The 16,203-nt window shown below is 43.2% G+C and carries 17 protein-coding genes and 1 tRNA gene; 11 read left to right on the forward strand and 7 right to left on the reverse strand.

What is annotated here, in order from left to right; translation table 11 throughout:
• Positions 1-32 precede the first annotated feature (32 nt).
• Entirely contained in the window at positions 33-1,076 is a 1,044-nt protein-coding gene (locus FNW02_RS02775; protein ID WP_191756077.1) for a nitrilase-related carbon-nitrogen hydrolase, read from the reverse strand.
• A gap of 153 nt (positions 1,077-1,229) precedes the next feature.
• On the opposite strand from FNW02_RS02775, the gene FNW02_RS02780 reads away from it, so the two are divergent.
• The 3 genes from FNW02_RS02780 to FNW02_RS02790 all read left to right on the forward strand — a co-directional run bounded on the left by FNW02_RS02780 (position 1,230) and on the right by FNW02_RS02790 (position 3,310).
• The gene (locus FNW02_RS02780; RefSeq protein WP_431356788.1) at positions 1,230-1,406 is read left to right on the forward strand and encodes a DUF6888 family protein; all 177 of its coding nucleotides are present in this window, start codon (positions 1,230-1,232) and stop codon (positions 1,404-1,406) included.
• Positions 1,403-1,591 carry a DUF6887 family protein gene (locus tag FNW02_RS02785; protein WP_191756078.1) on the forward strand — a complete coding sequence of 63 codons (189 nt, stop codon included), beginning with the start codon at positions 1,403-1,405 and terminating at the stop codon, positions 1,589-1,591. The genes FNW02_RS02780 and FNW02_RS02785 overlap by 4 nt, the downstream gene beginning before the upstream one ends.
• 303 nt (positions 1,592-1,894) lie before the next feature.
• Complete coding sequence (locus tag FNW02_RS02790) at positions 1,895-3,310, forward strand: GTPase family protein (protein WP_191756079.1); 1,416 nt, start codon at positions 1,895-1,897, stop codon at positions 3,308-3,310.
• A gap of 262 nt (positions 3,311-3,572) precedes the next feature.
• On the opposite strand, the gene FNW02_RS02795 is transcribed toward FNW02_RS02790, so the two are convergent.
• The 5 genes from FNW02_RS02795 to FNW02_RS02815 form a co-directional block, all read right to left on the reverse strand.
• Positions 3,573-4,850 carry a hypothetical protein gene (locus tag FNW02_RS02795; protein WP_191756080.1) on the reverse strand — a complete coding sequence of 426 codons (1,278 nt, stop codon included), beginning with the start codon at positions 4,848-4,850 and terminating at the stop codon, positions 3,573-3,575.
• 107 nt (positions 4,851-4,957) lie between these two features.
• Complete coding sequence (locus tag FNW02_RS02800) at positions 4,958-7,126, reverse strand: ATP-binding protein (protein ID WP_225225385.1); 2,169 nt, start codon at positions 7,124-7,126, stop codon at positions 4,958-4,960.
• A complete protein-coding gene (locus FNW02_RS02805; RefSeq protein ID WP_191756081.1) occupies positions 7,123-7,641 on the reverse strand; it encodes a hypothetical protein in 519 nt (172 codons plus the stop codon). The genes FNW02_RS02800 and FNW02_RS02805 overlap by 4 nt, the downstream gene beginning before the upstream one ends.
• A 488-nt stretch (positions 7,642-8,129) precedes the next feature.
• Positions 8,130-8,648 carry a DUF6174 domain-containing protein gene (locus FNW02_RS02810; RefSeq protein ID WP_191756082.1) on the reverse strand — a complete coding sequence of 173 codons (519 nt, stop codon included), beginning with the start codon at positions 8,646-8,648 and terminating at the stop codon, positions 8,130-8,132.
• Positions 8,649-8,843: 195 nt separating this feature from the next.
• A tRNA-Ser gene (locus tag FNW02_RS02815) sits at positions 8,844-8,930 on the reverse strand.
• A gap of 100 nt (positions 8,931-9,030) precedes the next feature.
• Here FNW02_RS02815 and FNW02_RS02820 point away from each other — a divergent pair.
• The 8 genes from FNW02_RS02820 to FNW02_RS02855 all read left to right on the forward strand — a co-directional run bounded on the left by FNW02_RS02820 (position 9,031) and on the right by FNW02_RS02855 (position 15,234).
• The gene (locus FNW02_RS02820; RefSeq protein ID WP_191756083.1) at positions 9,031-9,399 is read left to right on the forward strand and encodes a 2Fe-2S iron-sulfur cluster-binding protein; all 369 of its coding nucleotides are present in this window, start codon (positions 9,031-9,033) and stop codon (positions 9,397-9,399) included.
• A 104-nt stretch (positions 9,400-9,503) separates the two neighbouring features.
• Complete coding sequence (locus tag FNW02_RS02825; protein WP_191756084.1) at positions 9,504-10,079, forward strand: thermonuclease family protein; 576 nt, start codon at positions 9,504-9,506, stop codon at positions 10,077-10,079.
• Positions 10,080-10,225: 146 nt separating this feature from the next.
• Complete coding sequence (locus FNW02_RS02830; RefSeq protein WP_191756085.1) at positions 10,226-11,038, forward strand: inositol monophosphatase family protein; 813 nt, start codon at positions 10,226-10,228, stop codon at positions 11,036-11,038.
• A 211-nt stretch (positions 11,039-11,249) separates the two neighbouring features.
• Positions 11,250-12,200 (forward strand): J domain-containing protein, encoded by a 951-nt coding sequence (locus FNW02_RS02835; RefSeq protein ID WP_191756086.1) that lies wholly within the window; start codon positions 11,250-11,252, stop codon positions 12,198-12,200.
• Positions 12,200-13,411: an ATP phosphoribosyltransferase regulatory subunit gene (locus FNW02_RS02840; protein WP_191756087.1), complete on the forward strand. Its 1,212-nt coding sequence runs from the start codon at positions 12,200-12,202 to the stop codon at positions 13,409-13,411. Before FNW02_RS02835 ends, FNW02_RS02840 begins: the two co-directional genes overlap by 1 nt.
• Positions 13,412-13,642: 231 nt before the next feature.
• Complete coding sequence (locus FNW02_RS02845) at positions 13,643-13,867, forward strand: indolepyruvate ferredoxin oxidoreductase subunit alpha (protein ID WP_191756088.1); 225 nt, start codon at positions 13,643-13,645, stop codon at positions 13,865-13,867.
• An 86-nt stretch (positions 13,868-13,953) separates the two neighbouring features.
• Positions 13,954-14,682: an ABC transporter ATP-binding protein gene (locus tag FNW02_RS02850; protein WP_191756089.1), complete on the forward strand. Its 729-nt coding sequence runs from the start codon at positions 13,954-13,956 to the stop codon at positions 14,680-14,682.
• A gap of 180 nt (positions 14,683-14,862) precedes the next feature.
• Positions 14,863-15,234 carry a DUF2237 family protein gene (locus tag FNW02_RS02855; RefSeq protein WP_191756090.1) on the forward strand — a complete coding sequence of 124 codons (372 nt, stop codon included), beginning with the start codon at positions 14,863-14,865 and terminating at the stop codon, positions 15,232-15,234.
• A 35-nt stretch (positions 15,235-15,269) separates the two neighbouring features.
• On the opposite strand, the gene hpnK is transcribed toward FNW02_RS02855, so the two are convergent.
• A complete protein-coding gene (hpnK, locus tag FNW02_RS02860; RefSeq protein ID WP_191756091.1) occupies positions 15,270-16,157 on the reverse strand; it encodes a hopanoid biosynthesis-associated protein HpnK in 888 nt (295 codons plus the stop codon).
• Positions 16,158-16,203 lie beyond the last annotated feature (46 nt).

Consider the following 16,203-nt stretch of genomic DNA (forward strand, 5'->3'; position numbering starts at 1 on the left):
TCATTACTCCCAATGGTCTATTCCCCTTTTGGTCAAATTATCCCCAGCTTGGCTAAGCGCTCGATGGTTGTTTGCTGCGTTTGAATGAAGTGTTTGCGATCTACTTCTGCCTCTAGCATAGTATTAGCGGGGTAGAAGTGTGACTGGTTGTAACTTTGTGCGTATAGTTCAAAGCGCTGGCGTGAAAGTAAATTATTTAACCCCGTTCGACGGCGATCGCGGCGTAAAGCAGCTAGATCAATCTCTGCAAAAGCTGCCATACTCTCGCCTGCACCTGTCTGGGCTAAGACTATTCCTCGATGGTCAATGATTTGAGAACCACCATCTACAGAAGCACTGGGGATAGAACTATTAACTATACCTGCGGTATTTGTTGAGACTACGTATGCCATATTCTCCACGGCACGAGTGATTTTTGCCGCGTCTTTAGGCGTGAGATTTCTGCTATACACTTCCGAAGTGGAATGTAAAAAAATCTCTGCCCCACGCATTACTAAACACCGTGCCACTTCTGGATATAAAATTTCTTCTGATGCTAAAGCTGCTAAATTTCCAATTTTAGTTTTGGCAACGGGGAAAACTCCTTCTAAACCATAGCAGTCAAGATATTTATCCCAGACATCATGTGGTGTGGGAGCAAATAAAGAATTTAGCCGCCGATACCGCAACACAATTGAGCCAGATGGGTCAATGACAAAACTGGTTTGGAAGTATAATCCCACAAAATTAGGGTCAAGTTCGTAGGCATTCCCAGCTAAAAATATCTGATGTTTTTGGGCAATTTTACCAAGTGCTTCGTACTCAGCACCAGCCATCTCTAAACAGGCTTTTTCTGCCCACGCCGTTAGAGACTCACCCATCGGAAAACCTGTGAGGAAATATTCTGGCAATACAATTAAACGACAATCAAAGCCAATAAACGCAATACTAGCAGCAATTTGTGGCGCTAAGCGGTGGATAGAGTCTTGGATAAGCGATCGCGCTTCAGTGCGATCGCGTGCTTGATTGACTGCATGACACGTAACTTGGAGTGCCAAAGCACGAAATGAGTCAAGATTATCAGTGTTGTCTGCCATGCTGTATCCAAATCCTACTACTAATTCATAGGATACGATTTCTGCTTGACAGCGATCGCGCTAGGAGTTCATCAACCCCAAAATAATCGGTATAGGCCGGGAAAAATGGAAAGACGCACAAGCGTTGCAGGTGAGAATATAAAAGGGGGTGAAATGGAACCAACGTCGGCACAGTTAAAAGCACTTTATCAAAGATGTGTAAGAGCGAGTAACTTGCTTCAACCAATCAACCTAGTGAGGCTTGATAGTCGCACTAATCGAATAGTCATGTTAATTGGCGAGACGATACAAATAGAGATACTTGAGAATGGGGAGGTGATAATCGAATGACTAGCCCAAGCTACCAAGCAATGACTGAGCAGGAATTGCGTGACTACGTTAGACGCAATCCTCAAGATGAAGATGCTTTTCAGTACTATCTAAGCATTATTCGCTCTCGTCCTGGTGTGCTATGCACAACAGATGAAGAAGCGGACGCAGAAATGCAAAGACGAGTTAATCAGCAAGCTAGTTAAAACCAATTGCAACCAATTAAATAGGCACTGTGCTGTTAACACAGTGCCTCTTGTCCAAATGTAGTAAAAGTTAATCCAAATCCTTGAAAAAGTGTCATGGCAAGCAGCACGACGCTTTTATTTTGCCACAATAAAGATGCAGCGAACTATGCAAGAGGTCTAGAAAACTGGGGACAGGTCGCATTTGAAACGGAGACTGTCACAAATTCATTTGGGGCAAGCAATTCAGTCAAATATGCCCTGCTGACGTACGATAGATATAGACAGGATGTAGTTTAAATTCTATCTACCGTTTTGATGGGAATGACTGAGCAACGTGATCCTGACTCGCCGTCAGATAATTCTCAGCAATTCAGTGAATCAAACGACAGTCGCATCAAGTCAAGCCAGCCAGGGGTTCCCCCCGTTGAGCGGACTGGCGCGGGAAATCCCCCCACAGCGCTGTCTCCTGATACTGTGACAACTAAGTCTGGTAATGATTCCTGGACAAATCGTATTACTGGTGTCTGGAACAAGGCAACAGCACGCATGACGCAACTTTTACCCGTAGAACAACTAGCACAGACTGTTGTTGAATGGTTTAGCGTTAGCGAAGCTCAAGTTGCAGAGATTTTAGAAAAAGTTCGCGCCGAACTGCCAACTACTGAAGCTCTTTTGATTGGTAAGCCCCAAGCCGGAAAAAGTTCAATTGTGAGAGGGCTGACGGGAGTTTCTGCCGAGATTGTGGGTCAGGGATTTCGCCCCCACACACAAAATACACAGCGCTATGCTTATCCTTCCAATGACCTGCCGTTACTGATTTTTACTGATACGGTGGGGCTGGGAGATGTAAATCAGAATACTCAAGCAATCATTCAGGAGTTAATTGGCGATCTGCAACAGGAAAGTCGCCGCGCCAGAGTTCTGATTTTGACTGTCAAAATTAATGATTTTGCAACGGACACGCTGCGACAAATTGCTCAGCAGCTACGTCAGCAGTATCCAGATATTCCCTGTCTGCTAGTAGTTACCTGTTTACATGAAGTTTATCCCCCCAGTACTGCTGATCATCCTGCCTATCCGCCAGATTATCAGGAAGTCAATCGCGCATTTGCCGCAATGCAGCAAACTTTTGCAAAACTGTGCGATCGCTTTGTAATGATTGACTTCACCTTGGAAGAAGACGGCTACACTCCAGTATTTTATGGCTTAGAAGCCCTGAGAGATGCTTTAGCAGAACTGCTTCCAGAAGCAGAAGCTAAGGCAATGTATCAGTTATTGGATCAGGAGGAAGTTGGTGAGCAAATTGGCAATCTTTACCGAGATGCTGGACGCCGTTACATTTTGCCATTTGCGATCATGTCCGCAACCCTTGCAGCTGTACCATTGCCATTTGCCACAATGCCGGTTCTGACTGCTTTGCAAGTATCAATGGTAGGTTTACTGGGAAAATTGTATGGGCAAACGCTAACCCCATCTCAAGCTGGGGGTATTGTCAGTGCGATCGCAGGCGGTTTCTTAGCACAAGCGATCGCACGGGAGTTAATCAAATTCGTGCCTGGTTTTGGCAGCGCGATCGCCGCTTCTTGGGCAGCTGCTTATACTTGGTCATTAGGTGAAGCAGCTTGCGTTTACTTCGGTGATTTAATGGGAGGTAAAAAACCCGATCCCCAGAAAATTCAGTCTGTAATGCAAGAAGCATTTAAGACGGCGCAAGAACGTTTTAACAGTAAACAGTAAACAGTAAACAGTTATCAAGGCTTATGGTGGGGGATTTAAACCTGCTAGATAGTGCCTGTCACTAATCGGCTTTGGGTTATTAGTTTTCAGTTGGAAGTACTTGCCCCCTCAGTGGTTCTCCTTAAACCCAATTATGTTTACTGTTTACCGTTTACTGTTTACTGTTAAAGTTTGTAGTCAGGACTTTAGTCCTTGATTTTTTAAGCACTAAGGTGCTTACTACGAACCTCTCAAAACTTTTGCAACAGACTACTAGAAGTTGTTATGGGCTACCAACACCAGGTGTAGTTTGACTACCACCTCCACCACCTCCACCACCTCCACCACGAGGAAAGATGATATCGATAACAGGGCCAGTACCATTATCTGTAGGTCGCTCAGGAGATTTACAGAAACCTGAGCGGTAACTTTGCAGTTCTCCTGTGACTTCCTGTGGCCAGTTGGCAGTGTTTAAAAACTCCTGAACAGGCTGCGATTTAAATATGCGATCGCAGTCTAGCGGCGTCGGTTTATTTTCCCCTAGACTATATCTGAACCCTTTGTTTACTTTGAATCCGCTTGTTCTTCCAACCGAAACAATATTCACAGATCCAACCAAAACATTAATTTCTACATTGCCACCATTATCATTAGTTTGGATTAAGGTCAGCTCATCGTTAGAAGGTGAAACAATTACTTCGTTTGGGTGGTAAATACTAGCTGCACAGTTAATACCTTTGACAGCTTGAGACATCTGCGTTATTTCTAAAAGCAATCTGTCTATCAGCGAACCATTGCCTTGACGAGTACGTGCGGAAATCACAGAACTTTGATTACTACCACACTGCATCGACACTGCTAAATTAGGATCATTTACACTCCAATCGCCTAAGCTTGCTACTAAACATTTACTACCTGTAGTTTCTTCACATTTTTGGCTAGCTTCCTGGCAAGCAGTTTCTAATGAAGGTAAACCTGCTGAGGTTATCCATTGATCTATTTTTGAGGTCGTTACCGTACTACAGTAATACTTAACTAAGTTAGAAACAGCTTGAGCTTGTCGGAGATTTTTAGAAGCTGTGGCACTGTGGGTATTCTTAGAGGCTAAAGATGGAACTTTGGAACTGTGCAACTGAGATGCAACTGGTACTACCCATAATCCATGACTACATGAACCACCTTGCTTTCGCCAACCAAAGTAAACAGAACCACTCACCTTACAAGGAAATGTGTAAACAGAGCTGACAGGAGCAGGGCCAGCTTGTACTAACGCTCCAATTTTGTTATGCGTTGGGTTTGGAAGACTAAGCCGTGATAGGGATTTCTTAGAGCCAGGAACTCCCACAGCATCTTTATACTGTTGCATTCGCTGCCCTGGTTTAGCCACCATAGAATCTGTAGCACCCAGAAGCAGCCTGACTCCAGGATCGGATGCATAGTGAATCACCGCAGTTTTAGGAACTTCAGCAGAACTAGTGGTAAAAGTTGCCAAAATATATAAAGGAACTATTAACGTTGCTGTAGCTGACTTTAGCTGAGTTAAATTATTGGTTTTGTTCATACTATTTTGTTGCTGATATGGTAAATAAAACAGTTTTCTTATAGATTTTTTAATTGCAGTTGATTGAGAATTAATTACTATGTTTAGTTATTAAACTAACAGAAAAATTATATTTTTTCAGAGCAAAAGTCAATCCGTTTTATTGCATAATCATAGGGGAATTCAAAGATTGCTGTTGTTAAAGTTTCTTTACCTATCTGTGTGCAGTTTGGAGCTTCATAGTGAGAGTCTTTTCCATACCAATCACAATAGTTATTGGTATGCTTAAGCCATTTTTGTCTGATTTCAATTAAAGTTTTGCAAGGGATTAAATCCGCTTCATCTTGATTATCAAGTCTACGATTGTTGTTCAGATCCGCCCCTGCTCCAATATTTTCTGACATTAAAATGTCATAAGTTTTTTTGACTGCCTTATCATAATGACCATTGTTTAACTCATCCTCAAGATTTTTAAATAGCTTTGCTTTAATCACCTGTGCCAAAGCTTCTTCGGAGGCATCTGATAATTTTTGGATTTTTAATTTTTCTTCTGGATTGTCTTTGAAGTTCCTAATAAGCTTGATAGTTTCTGCTCTTACCCGTCGGTAGTAAGGCAAGGATTCCTCTATATTTCCTTCATTTTTAAGCCTATCTGCTTCTTTCAAGAAATCAGGTAAGGAGTTGAGAATTTTTGTTGTATCTGTGCTAAGGAAAACAGCTTCAATAATTTGTTTAGACTGCTGCTGCTGCCAGCCAAAAGCTATTCCACCTGCTGCAATGATTGCAGAGAAAGCGATCGCAATTGCTATTTTCCGTCTTTGCATGCGATCGCGCAAACCAACACTAGCATCAATAAACTGATTTGCAGCAGGACTAAACCCACCCAAAACTTGATTAAATGTAGAGTCTTTTCGCAGTTCTAAAACTTGCTCTAATTTTGAACCACCCCACAATTCATCTTCTGCTTTTTTTGCTTGCCAGTGGGCGACATCGTCATTGAGTCTATTACGTAAAGCTATAGCTTGACGATTTTCTCTAATCCAAATATTTAAATTAGTCCAAGAAGTAAGCAGTATTTCATGAGTAATTTCTACTGTAGATTTTTGAGATTTTAATTGAATGTTGCTAATCAATAAATTCTCATTAATCAATTTTATCAGTACATTTTGTTCAAGTTCATTGCTGAACTCTGACATCAATGCCCTTCTGCGGACTGGCTTCCATTCAGTACCAGATTCAGAATCTTTACCTATATCAACCAGTTTCAAAAAAATGCTCTGAGTCGCTAACTTCTCCTGTTCGAGTAACGCCTCATAAATGGAATCTACCCGTTGTTGCAAAGCCCCTCTCACACCACCCAACTGACGGTAGGTACTAGTATTCAATGTGCGGTCTTGGATACTACCATTTGTTAATTCTGTTTCCCAAATTAAATTTAAAGTGTACTGTAATAAAGGTAAGTAACCTGCTTGTCCCTGAATATCCTTAATGATTTCTCCAACTAAACCAGTTTCAAATACTACACCATGATGTGCCGCAGGTTGTTCAATAGCTAATCGCAGCTCATCGGCTTGCATTTCTGCAATGAGTGGACGATGTTTCTCTGTAGCTTTCACAAACTGAGGATAAGGGCTTAACCTATCAAGAAAATCAGCCCGCATCGTTGCCACAATTTTGACGCCTGGGTAGTTATTTTTACTCAATTTCACTAAGCTAGCAATAAACTGAGCGCACTTTTGAGGCTGAGTAGTAGTAAATAATTCCTCAAACTGATCAATCAAAATGAACCAATAAGAATCAGGCTGCTTTAACCTCGTTACTACTTGAGTTAAAGTATCAGTTTTTGCTTCAAGGGCAATTTGAGCTTCAGATTGTCTATATTTACTGCGTAAGCTGGTATAAAAAGATTCAAATGGGTCAACATCTGGAGTAAACGTTAGGTGTACTAACTGTGACCCTTTTTTTTCTAGTAGCCAAGGAATCAGCCCCGCACGCACAACTGATGATTTACCACTACCACTAGCACCTAAAAGTAAAATTAGGTTGGTGTGTTCTAGTTCATTTACCAAACCCGTGAGAAATTGGTCACGTCCAAAAAATAAGTCTTTATCTTCTGGCTCAAATGTCTTTAAGCTTCTGTAGGGTGAAGTTTCTCTAAATTGGCGGGTTTTAATCTCGTCAACAGAGATTTGTAGAATCTGAGTTTGGTTAAAGGTGACAACGTTACTGTCACCAATTGAAACGTTACTGATATTTTGGCTAGCTTCGTTCTGGCGATCAGGAAATTCTCCACTCATATCCCTGCCCACATGTTAGCAACCAGAGGGGCTAGTTTTAAAACTGGGTCGGCTAGCTGTGCTGCTCCTGTTAATCCTTTGTTCAACGCTTCAATTGCTTGATCTACTAAGCTTTTATCTGGCTTGGGCTTTTTCAGTTCCTCCTCAATTGTTTGTATGGGAACTTCTAAAGTTTTCTTTTCAATAGGGTTTAAGGCATTACTGACTAAAATATCTTGTTTTAATGTTGAGAGTAACTTTAAGGCTTCTTGTACATCAGCATTCTGAAGTCTAGCTTGCGTTCTGCTTTGATTGAGTGTGCTTCCCCTGTCTGCCTGAAGTTGATTAAATGCAATATCAGAGTTACCACTACCGATGTTGATGCCTCCAATATTTTGAGAATGGGATTCTAAAGATTTCGTAGCAGTAGATATAGTGTCTAGGACGCTGGGTAAAAACTGTTGCAGTTCCAGTTTTTCTTCAGCCGTAAGATTTTTAAGAATTTCTAAAACTTCGCTAACGCTGTATTTTGGCATACGAGGAAGCTTATATAAGTTACTCTTGTCATATATTAAAATTCAAATACAATTTGCCGTATTTCGGATTATTTTTTATTTAATTTACAGATTTAGCAGCATTTGGTGTTAGATACAGGTATTCCCAATTTCTTCTAATCACCACAAGTTGTTGCAATCAGAAATATTTCTTTGTAGTCGAGACTTTAGTCCTTGATTTTTAAGCACTAAAGTGCTTACTACGAACCTCTCAAAACTTTTGCAACAGACTACTAGGGACTGGAAATTCTTCCAATCCCTAAACTTTAAATCCAGCGCGATCGCCCATTGACTACAGTACGAATTAATGCCAGTTCCTACTTATAAAAAGGCGTCGGGAAAACCCATTCCTTCTAGGTAGGTGATGAAAGACGCTTTTTTAGACCGTTGACAGTTGATGGTTGACGGTTAACAGTTAACAGTCAACTGTCTTTCGTGTTATCCCATCCCCTTTTAGGAGTGAGATGAGCTTAACGAATCTCTTGCAGATTCTCAATTGTAGTAAATATTCCGGCATCAGCAGCTAGATTACCGATATTAATTTGGGTTGGATAGCCAAGCTGCCGATCGTACTCTACAGCAAGCTCGGATTGTCCACTGCTGATCGTATTCCTAATCAAATTAAACAGCTTAGGAACTGTGTTGTATGTTCGGAAAAACTCTGGATTAGCAACTGGCTGACCTGTCTGTACGGAAGTTATGGAAGTCGTTCTGCCGTTACGTACTTCAATTACTACTGGCCCTCTGGCTTCAGGGATACAGAAGCAATCGTTACTAAGTGTATAGCGATAATTGTTAATTTTTTGCTGACGCCACAATCGACGATTAATCCTTAATTGTTTTAATTGAGAATTATTCGTTAATTGCTTTGAGTTGGAGTTCGTAATCTCTGATGATTGTGCAACCTGTATAGGAGATTTAGATATTACTGGCGTGTTTAAACCCAGCAACATTAGTAATCCCGCACTAATAACAATAGGTAAGCGCATATAAATCCATGTCCATTCTATTTATCAATTAGTGTAACCTAATCAAGCAATTTGCTGGACTATTAATCAAGTGGCGGTGGTCAGATACCCGACTTCTTTAAGAAGTCAGGTATCTAATAGCTCATCAAAATTAATGAGGAGTCTTTGTATAAATCTGGTTATAACTACTATGTATATTTAGACTAACTTTAAGAACGGAGAGGGAGGGATTCGAACCCTCGTATACATTGCTGCATAACAGCATTTCCAGTGCTGCGCCTTCAACCACTCGGCCACCTCTCCAGGTGCCACAAGTTACGATTGTACTTTGAAATCGCAGAAAATGCAAAGATAAAAGAAGACATTTTTAGATTTAATCTCAAAACTAAAATCCCACATCCACATGTCCCGTACATACACAATTAGAGTTCGCGATCGCGCCACTGGTAAAATACACACCCTGCAAGTGCCAGAAGACCGCTATATCTTGCACAGTGCCGAAAAACAGGGGGTAGAATTGCCGTTTTCTTGCCGCAATGGGGCTTGCACCACTTGTGCTGTCAGAGTATTGTCGGGAGAAATTTATCAACCGGAGGCGATCGGCTTGTCGCCAGAGTTGCGTCGGCAAGGTTATGCTTTGCTGTGTGTGAGTTACCCACGTTCCGACTTAGAGGTAGAGACACAAGACGAAGATGAAGTCTATGAACTCCAGTTTGGGCGCTATTTTGGTCGTGGGAAAGTTAAAGCGGGTTTGCCATTAGATGAGGAATAAGCAATAGCGATCGCTCCAAGTTTCAAAGTATTACTAGTGGCGATCGCCTAACAAACACACTGGCGAGTTCAAAAAACAATGATTGTTCTAGTAAGTTTGACTGCATGGGTACTAAAAATAAAAAAACATTTTCCCTTATCCCCCCATATCTTGGCCTCTGGAGCCGAAAAATAGCCATTTTAACTTGCTTATTGCTTCTAATGAGTTGCCAAAAAAATCAGCTTGCAGACAATCAAGCCCAAGTAAAAGTAGCGCGGGTAGTTAGTGGGCAAAGTTTGGAAGTGTTAGGAATGGCTGAACAACCAAACTTAATTTCTCAAGTGCGATTAATTGGTGTCGATGCACCAGATTTGCGACAGCGTCCTTGGGGAGAAGCAGCAAAAGAACAGTTAGAGGAGCTGACTGGCAATGCCGAACAACCTGTAATACTGGAGTTTGATTTAGAAGCAAAAGACAAAATCGGGCGGACTCTAGCTTATGTCTGGAAAGATAAGGTGTTATTGAATGAAGAATTAGTTAAACAAGGAAATGCACTATTCGTTGAGCGATCGCCTAACCATAAATATAACCAACGTTTAGAACGTGCCCAACAATGGGCTAGACTCATGGGGCAAGGAATCTGGAACCCAGAAAAACCCATGCGCCTCACTCCCGCTGAGTTTCGCCGCCAAAATCTTTGAGGAGTGGGGGAGCAGAAGGGCAGAGGGGCAGGGGGTGAATAAATACTGACTCGTGACTCAGTACTCAGCACGGGCTAAACCATAGCTATCCGCTAACAGTACTGTTGACGCTTGACCCTTGAATTTTAACTAATGACAAATGACCAATGACAAATCTCCAAATTTTTCTAGACATTGCTACCGAAGCGGCGCTAGCTGCTGGTGCTCTTTTACAAGGCTACTTAGGTAAGTTAGAAGATGCAATCCTTGAAAAAGGACGCCCTGGTGATTTAGTCACCGCCGCCGATAAAGCCTCAGAAGAGTTGATTTTAGAAGTTTTGCGCCGCCACTTTCCTGAGCACTCTATCCTTGCGGAAGAATCAGGGAAAATAGGAAATCAAGAAAATGAGTACCTCTGGGCAATAGACCCTTTAGATGGGACAACCAACTACGCCCATCAATATCCCTTTTTCGCAGTTTCCATTGGGCTATTAATTAATGGTATCCCGCAAGTTGGCGTAATTTATGATCCCTTACATAATGAGCTATTCCGGGCTGCTGCTGGTTTAGGAGCAACACGCAACCGTCGCCCGATCAAAGTGTCGCAAACATCAGAACTTAGTAAGAGCTTACTTGTGACAGGATTTGCCTATGATCGCCGCGAAACATCTGATAACAACTACGCAGAATTTTGTCACCTCACCCACCTCACTCAGGGAGTCAGGCGCAGCGGTTCAGCAGCGCTGGATTTGGCGCATGTTGCCTGTGGACGTGTCGATGGCTACTGGGAACGCGGACTTTCTCCTTGGGATATTGTCGCTGGGATAATTTTGTTACAAGAAGCCGGGGGCAAAGTCACGGCTTACGATGGCACTCCTTTAAAAATTGAGTCAGGCAGAATTCTTGCCACAAATGGTTATATTCACAACACTCTCAGTCGTGAACTGTTGCAAGTTCCGCCACTGTCAGCCTGGGTATGAGGAGCGGGGGAGTGGAGGAGTGGGGGCAGGGGAGGCAGGGGAAGCAGGGGAAGAATAAATAACTCCTGACAAATGACAAAGCGCAAAGTCTGAGCTAAGGCTTCCTTAGATCAGAACTTTGTAAGAGAGGACAAATGACTACTGACGAATCACTGATCAAGCAAAGTAAACTAGATAAAATCTAACTGCTCCTTTGGTGCAACACCGCTCTATGTCTTTTAAAATAGATCGTGGACTTTTTAGGTATGATTTCATAGATCATCACGCAGTTTTGTGTATTCCAGTTGACGCGGATGTCAAAGATATCCGCAAACGTTATATCAAAATTGCCCGCAGCTTGCACCCTGATAGTAGTGTTACTGCAAGTGCTGCGGAAAAACAGCTAGCCAACGAGTTGTTATCAAAGCTAGTTAACCCAGCTTATGAAAAACTTTCTGGTGAAGCGGCTCGCGCGGAATATATTCTAATTTTGTCGCAAATGGGTAGGCGCTTGGTACAAGAATCTGCCTCGGTAGAACTGAACACCGACTTAGCTAAACAGTTAGCAGGTGCGCCCAATATCGATCACTTTTATAAAAGTGCGATCGCAAAAATCGCCCAAACCCAATATGATTCTTTACAGCAAGTGCTGCAAGTCATTGCTCAAGTTAGTGAGTTGAATTTAGTCTACTTAATGCGGAGTGCGGGCAAATTATCCGCAGCGCCGCCACCTACTCAACCCAAAATTAACTCAGATACGTCCAAGCCAAATACAGCAAATACACCACCAGCGCCAGCACCAGCAAAAGAAGACTCAGTTGTAGAACAGTATGTGCGTCGCGCTCAAACTTTGATTGACAAAAACCAATTTGCCCAAGCCAAAGTAGAACTGCAAGATGCCCTGAAACTAGAACCTAAAAATAGTCACTGCCATAGCTTGATTGCATTGGTGTATTTAAAACAAAATCAGCTAAAAATGGCAAAAATTCACTTTGACAATGCCTTGAAATTAGATCCCAATGACCAAATAGCGTTGCAATGGAAACCTAAAATAGATAAAGCATTGGGGCAACAACCGAGTAATCCTAAAGTGACTACGCCTGCTGATAATGGAGGTAAGCAACCAGATAAATCTGGGAGCGGCGGTTTGTTCGGTGGTTTGTTTGGTGGGAAGAAAAAATAATGGTGTATCAACCAGCAGCGGGAGCCAGGGATTTATTGCCCTTGGATGTGGCTAAAAAACGCTGGATTGAAGATAGGTTACAGCAGGTGTTTCACCGTTGGGGATATCACAGGATTATCACCTCAACTCTAGAGCGTATGGATACCCTAATGGCCGGGGAAGCCATTCAGCGCCAGATGGTGATTCAACTACAAAATACCGAAGATGACGAATTAGGGCTACGTCCAGAATTGACAGCATCGATTGCTCGTACCGTTGTCACTCGCATGGCAGGTGTAACTTATCCGCAACGGCTGTACTATAACGCCAATGTGTTTCGCCGCACTTGGGAAAGCAAGCACAATACCCAGCAAGAGTTTTATCAAGCCGGGGTTGAGTTATTAGGTACTGGCGGATTGCTGGCAAATGCGGAAATACTACTGTTGGTAGCAGATTGTTTAGCAGCACTGGGTTTGAAGGGATGGCATTTAATTTTAGGTGAAGCGGGAATTACCCGATCGCTTCTTAGTGCCTTCCCTGTTAATTTACAAGATCAGGTTCGCACAGCGATCGCTCATCTCGACCGCATTACTATAGATACTCTGCCCCTAAGTGACGAACTGCGCGAACGTGCCAGAATCATGTTGGATTTGCGCGGAAACAGTGCGGATGTGTTGCAAAAAGTCAGCAGCCTGAGTTTAGATGAAAAGCAGCAAGAGGCGGTGAATAACCTCAAATCCCTAGTAGAATTACTGGAATCAGAGAAAAATTTCCCGTTAATCCTCGACCTCAGTCTCATCCAAACCATAGACTATTACACTGGTATCGTCTTTGAAGTTGTTAGTGATACCGAGTCACAAGCCCAAGTTTTAGGGCGGGGTGGTCGCTACGACCAACTTTTGGGGTTATATCATCCTCAAGGTGAAAATATCCCCGGAATTGGTTTTGTACTCAATATCGAAGATTTATACCAAGTTTTATTGTCTACTCAGCAATTACCGCAAACAACCCCGGCTAGTAACTGGTTAGTAGCACCAGAAACACCAAATGCTAATGCCGCAGCCTTTGCCTACGCCCAAAAACTCAGAGATTCTACTCATCTGGTGCGGGTAGAAATAGATTTAGGAGGAAGGGATACAGACGCTATCCGACAATATGCACGCGATCGCAGTATAGCCCAAATTGCCTGGATCAAACCTGATGGTTCACCCACAATTGAACCATTGCGTTAAGGGAGATGGGCATAGGGTATTGAGAAAAGGCGAAGGGGTAAAGGTAAGGAGGAAAAGGAAAAACCATCCCGTTACCCTTTAACCTTTTCCCTCAGTCCCCAGCCCCCAATCCCCATTGCCCCTTATCCCCAGAGGGGGCCCCGAGTTCCCCAATCCCCAATCCCCAATCCCCAGCCCCCAGTCCCCTGCTAGGCTAGAAATAGCCGATACAGAAGAGAGGGAATCAAGAATATGTCGCACACAATTGTTACTGAAGTCTGTGAAGGCGTCGCCGACTGCGTAGATGCCTGTCCCGTAGCTTGCATTCATGATGGCCCAGGCAAAAATGCCAAAGGAACCGATTGGTACTGGATTGACTTTGCTACTTGTATCGATTGTGGTATATGTCTCCAAGTTTGCCCAGTAGAAGGGGCAATCCTTCCAGAAGAACGACCTGAGTTGCAAAAAACCCCGTAATAGTAAACAGTTATCAGTGAACAGTTATCAGTAAACAAGCTGCTCATTGATAACCGATAACTAATAGCTGACTTAGCTGTTGACAAATGACAAATGACTATTTGCTAGAAGTTCAAAATGTCCACGCAGGATACATTAAAGATGTAGATATTCTGCAAGGTGTGAATTTTCGGGTTGCACCAGGAGAATTGGTGGCAGTAATTGGCCCTAACGGTGCTGGTAAATCCACCTTGGCAAAAGCCATTTTTGGGCTTTTAGTTCCCCACACAGGCACAATTAGCTTCAAAGGTGAGAATATCGTAGGGTTAAAGTCGAATCAAATTGTTCAGCGGGGAATGTGCTATGTACCGCAGATTGCCAATGTTTTCCCTTCCCTCAGCGTCGAAGAAAACCTAGAAATGGGCGCTTTTGTCAGGAATATTCCTTTGAAACCGCTCAAAGATAAAATATTTACCATGTTCCCTAGATTAAGCGATCGCCGTCGTCAACGCGCTGGTACGCTCTCTGGAGGGGAACGTCAAATGCTAGCAATGGGCAAAGCTTTGATGCTAGAACCTAGCTTGCTACTTTTGGATGAGCCTTCTGCTGCCTTATCCCCCATTTTGGTAACACAAGTATTTGACCAAGTTAAACAAATCAACCAGTCAGGTACAGCGATTGTCTTAGTAGAACAAAATGCCCGTAAAGCTTTGGAAATGGCCAATCGCGGTTATGTATTGGAGTCTGGACGCGATGCAATCTCCGGCCCTGGTCAAGAATTGTTAAATAACCCTAAAGTTGGTGAACTTTATTTAGGAGCAGGTAAAGGGCATTAGGGGAGCAGGGGGGCAGAGGGGTAGAGGGGTAGAGGGGCAGAGGGGCAGAGGGGGCAGGGGGGGCAGGGGAAGAATAAATAACTCCTGTCTCCTGTCTCCCGACTAATGACCAATGACCAATGACTAATGACTAATGACTAATGACTAATGACTAATGACTAATGACTAATGGAGATTTTTATGACAGAAGCTAAAAACGTACTAGGCACAAATTTGGAAGTCTGCTGTACTTCTCCCATGACTGGGTATTACCGGGATGGGTTTTGTAATACAGGTGGTCAAGATTTTGGGATGCATGTTGTTTGTGCCCAAGTTACAGCAGAATTCCTTGCGTTTACCAAATCACAAGGGAACGACTTGAGCACACCTGTTCCTGATTTTAATTTTCCTGGATTGAAGCCAGGCGATCGCTGGTGTTTGTGTGCTGCTCGTTGGCAAGAAGCGTTTGATGCTGGTGTTGCTCCACGCGTTGTGCTCTCAGCTACCCATGCTAGAGCTTTGGAAGTCTGTAACTTGGAGGATTTGAAAAAACATACCGCCACAGCAAATTGAGTATTTATTAAGGTTTTTACATCAGTAACGCCTTCTCAAAAACGGTTCACTGTCACGTAATTAGTCAACTCAAAGCCGTTACTAACCAATACTTGACGCACTTGCTCGCTTAACAGAGCCGCGAGTTCTGTTTCACCTGCGCTTAGCGAACCATTCAGTGGTTCTCCTGTGTGAACTAATGCCGGATGAGAATAAATTTCTACTAAGTCTGCCTGAATTTGGGGTATTAGACCAAGCAAGTATTCCTCAGTCATATTGCCAGTTTGCAGTAATCCGTAGACGCGTTGAGCGAAGCTAATGCCGTGGGATGTCAGCAAACCCTCACCGTAGCGGCGTAGTCCGCCAAATACCCCCGACCAGACTAGTTTATTTAATAATCCACGACGGTCAAGCTTCAAGGTCATCGCCAGTTCTTCAGATGGCAGACGGATGACGCGAATATCAAACTCTTGCGCCAACTCAACCAGAATATTTAGGATGACTGGATGAGCGTGTAGATGTAAATGTCCGTCAACATGGGAAAGGGATAGCCCAGATTCACGGAATTTTGCCAATTGAGCGCGGATTTCATGACGCAGTTCTTCACGGGTGGCGCGATGGAATTGGTAGCGCAACCCAGCTTGTAAGGGGCTATCTGAAAAGTTACCTATTGAGTCAACCAAGTGGGGAATTTGGTCAGGTAGCAGAACCGCGCGGCCACACACTAGTACTAGGTGCAGACCGATTGCTAGGTTGGGGTGAGTGCGTGCTAAAGCGATCGCCTCTTGGGCTGCTTCACCTGTTACCATCAGGCTGGTACTGGTCAGTACACCCTGTTCATGCGCTTTGATAATCGCTTGATTGACACCGCTAGAAAAACCGAAGTCATCACCATTGATAATGATATGACGATGCGATCGCAAGATTACTTGATTATTGGGCATGGAATATTAGGGATAAGGAAGAAACGAAGATAATTTCTGTTTCTTA

It is taken from the genome of Komarekiella delphini-convector SJRDD-AB1 (assembly GCF_014831675.1).
Classification (GTDB): Bacteria; Cyanobacteriota; Cyanobacteriia; order Cyanobacteriales; family Nostocaceae; genus Komarekiella.

Excerpts from the sequence above, each read along its gene's own strand:
- FNW02_RS02775 (WP_191756077.1), bottom strand. The coding sequence starts at position 1,076 with ATGGCAGACAACACTGATAATCTTGACTCATTTCGTGCTTTGGCACTC.
- FNW02_RS02780 (WP_431356788.1), top strand. The coding sequence starts at position 1,230 with ATGGAACCAACGTCGGCACAGTTAAAAGCACTTTATCAAAGATGTGTA.
- FNW02_RS02785 (WP_191756078.1), top strand. The coding sequence starts at position 1,403 with ATGACTAGCCCAAGCTACCAAGCAATGACTGAGCAGGAATTGCGTGAC.
- FNW02_RS02790 (WP_191756079.1), top strand. The coding sequence starts at position 1,895 with ATGACTGAGCAACGTGATCCTGACTCGCCGTCAGATAATTCTCAGCAA.
- FNW02_RS02795 (WP_191756080.1), bottom strand. The coding sequence starts at position 4,850 with ATGAACAAAACCAATAATTTAACTCAGCTAAAGTCAGCTACAGCAACG.
- FNW02_RS02800 (WP_225225385.1), bottom strand. The coding sequence starts at position 7,126 with ATGAGTGGAGAATTTCCTGATCGCCAGAACGAAGCTAGCCAAAATATC.
- FNW02_RS02805 (WP_191756081.1), bottom strand. The coding sequence starts at position 7,641 with ATGCCAAAATACAGCGTTAGCGAAGTTTTAGAAATTCTTAAAAATCTT.
- FNW02_RS02810 (WP_191756082.1), bottom strand. The coding sequence starts at position 8,648 with ATGCGCTTACCTATTGTTATTAGTGCGGGATTACTAATGTTGCTGGGT.
- FNW02_RS02820 (WP_191756083.1), top strand. The coding sequence starts at position 9,031 with ATGTCCCGTACATACACAATTAGAGTTCGCGATCGCGCCACTGGTAAA.
- FNW02_RS02825 (WP_191756084.1), top strand. The coding sequence starts at position 9,504 with ATGGGTACTAAAAATAAAAAAACATTTTCCCTTATCCCCCCATATCTT.
- FNW02_RS02830 (WP_191756085.1), top strand. The coding sequence starts at position 10,226 with ATGACAAATCTCCAAATTTTTCTAGACATTGCTACCGAAGCGGCGCTA.
- FNW02_RS02835 (WP_191756086.1), top strand. The coding sequence starts at position 11,250 with ATGTCTTTTAAAATAGATCGTGGACTTTTTAGGTATGATTTCATAGAT.
- FNW02_RS02840 (WP_191756087.1), top strand. The coding sequence starts at position 12,200 with ATGGTGTATCAACCAGCAGCGGGAGCCAGGGATTTATTGCCCTTGGAT.
- FNW02_RS02845 (WP_191756088.1), top strand. The coding sequence starts at position 13,643 with ATGTCGCACACAATTGTTACTGAAGTCTGTGAAGGCGTCGCCGACTGC.
- FNW02_RS02850 (WP_191756089.1), top strand. The coding sequence starts at position 13,954 with ATGACAAATGACTATTTGCTAGAAGTTCAAAATGTCCACGCAGGATAC.
- FNW02_RS02855 (WP_191756090.1), top strand. The coding sequence starts at position 14,863 with ATGACAGAAGCTAAAAACGTACTAGGCACAAATTTGGAAGTCTGCTGT.
- hpnK (WP_191756091.1), bottom strand. The coding sequence starts at position 16,157 with ATGCCCAATAATCAAGTAATCTTGCGATCGCATCGTCATATCATTATC.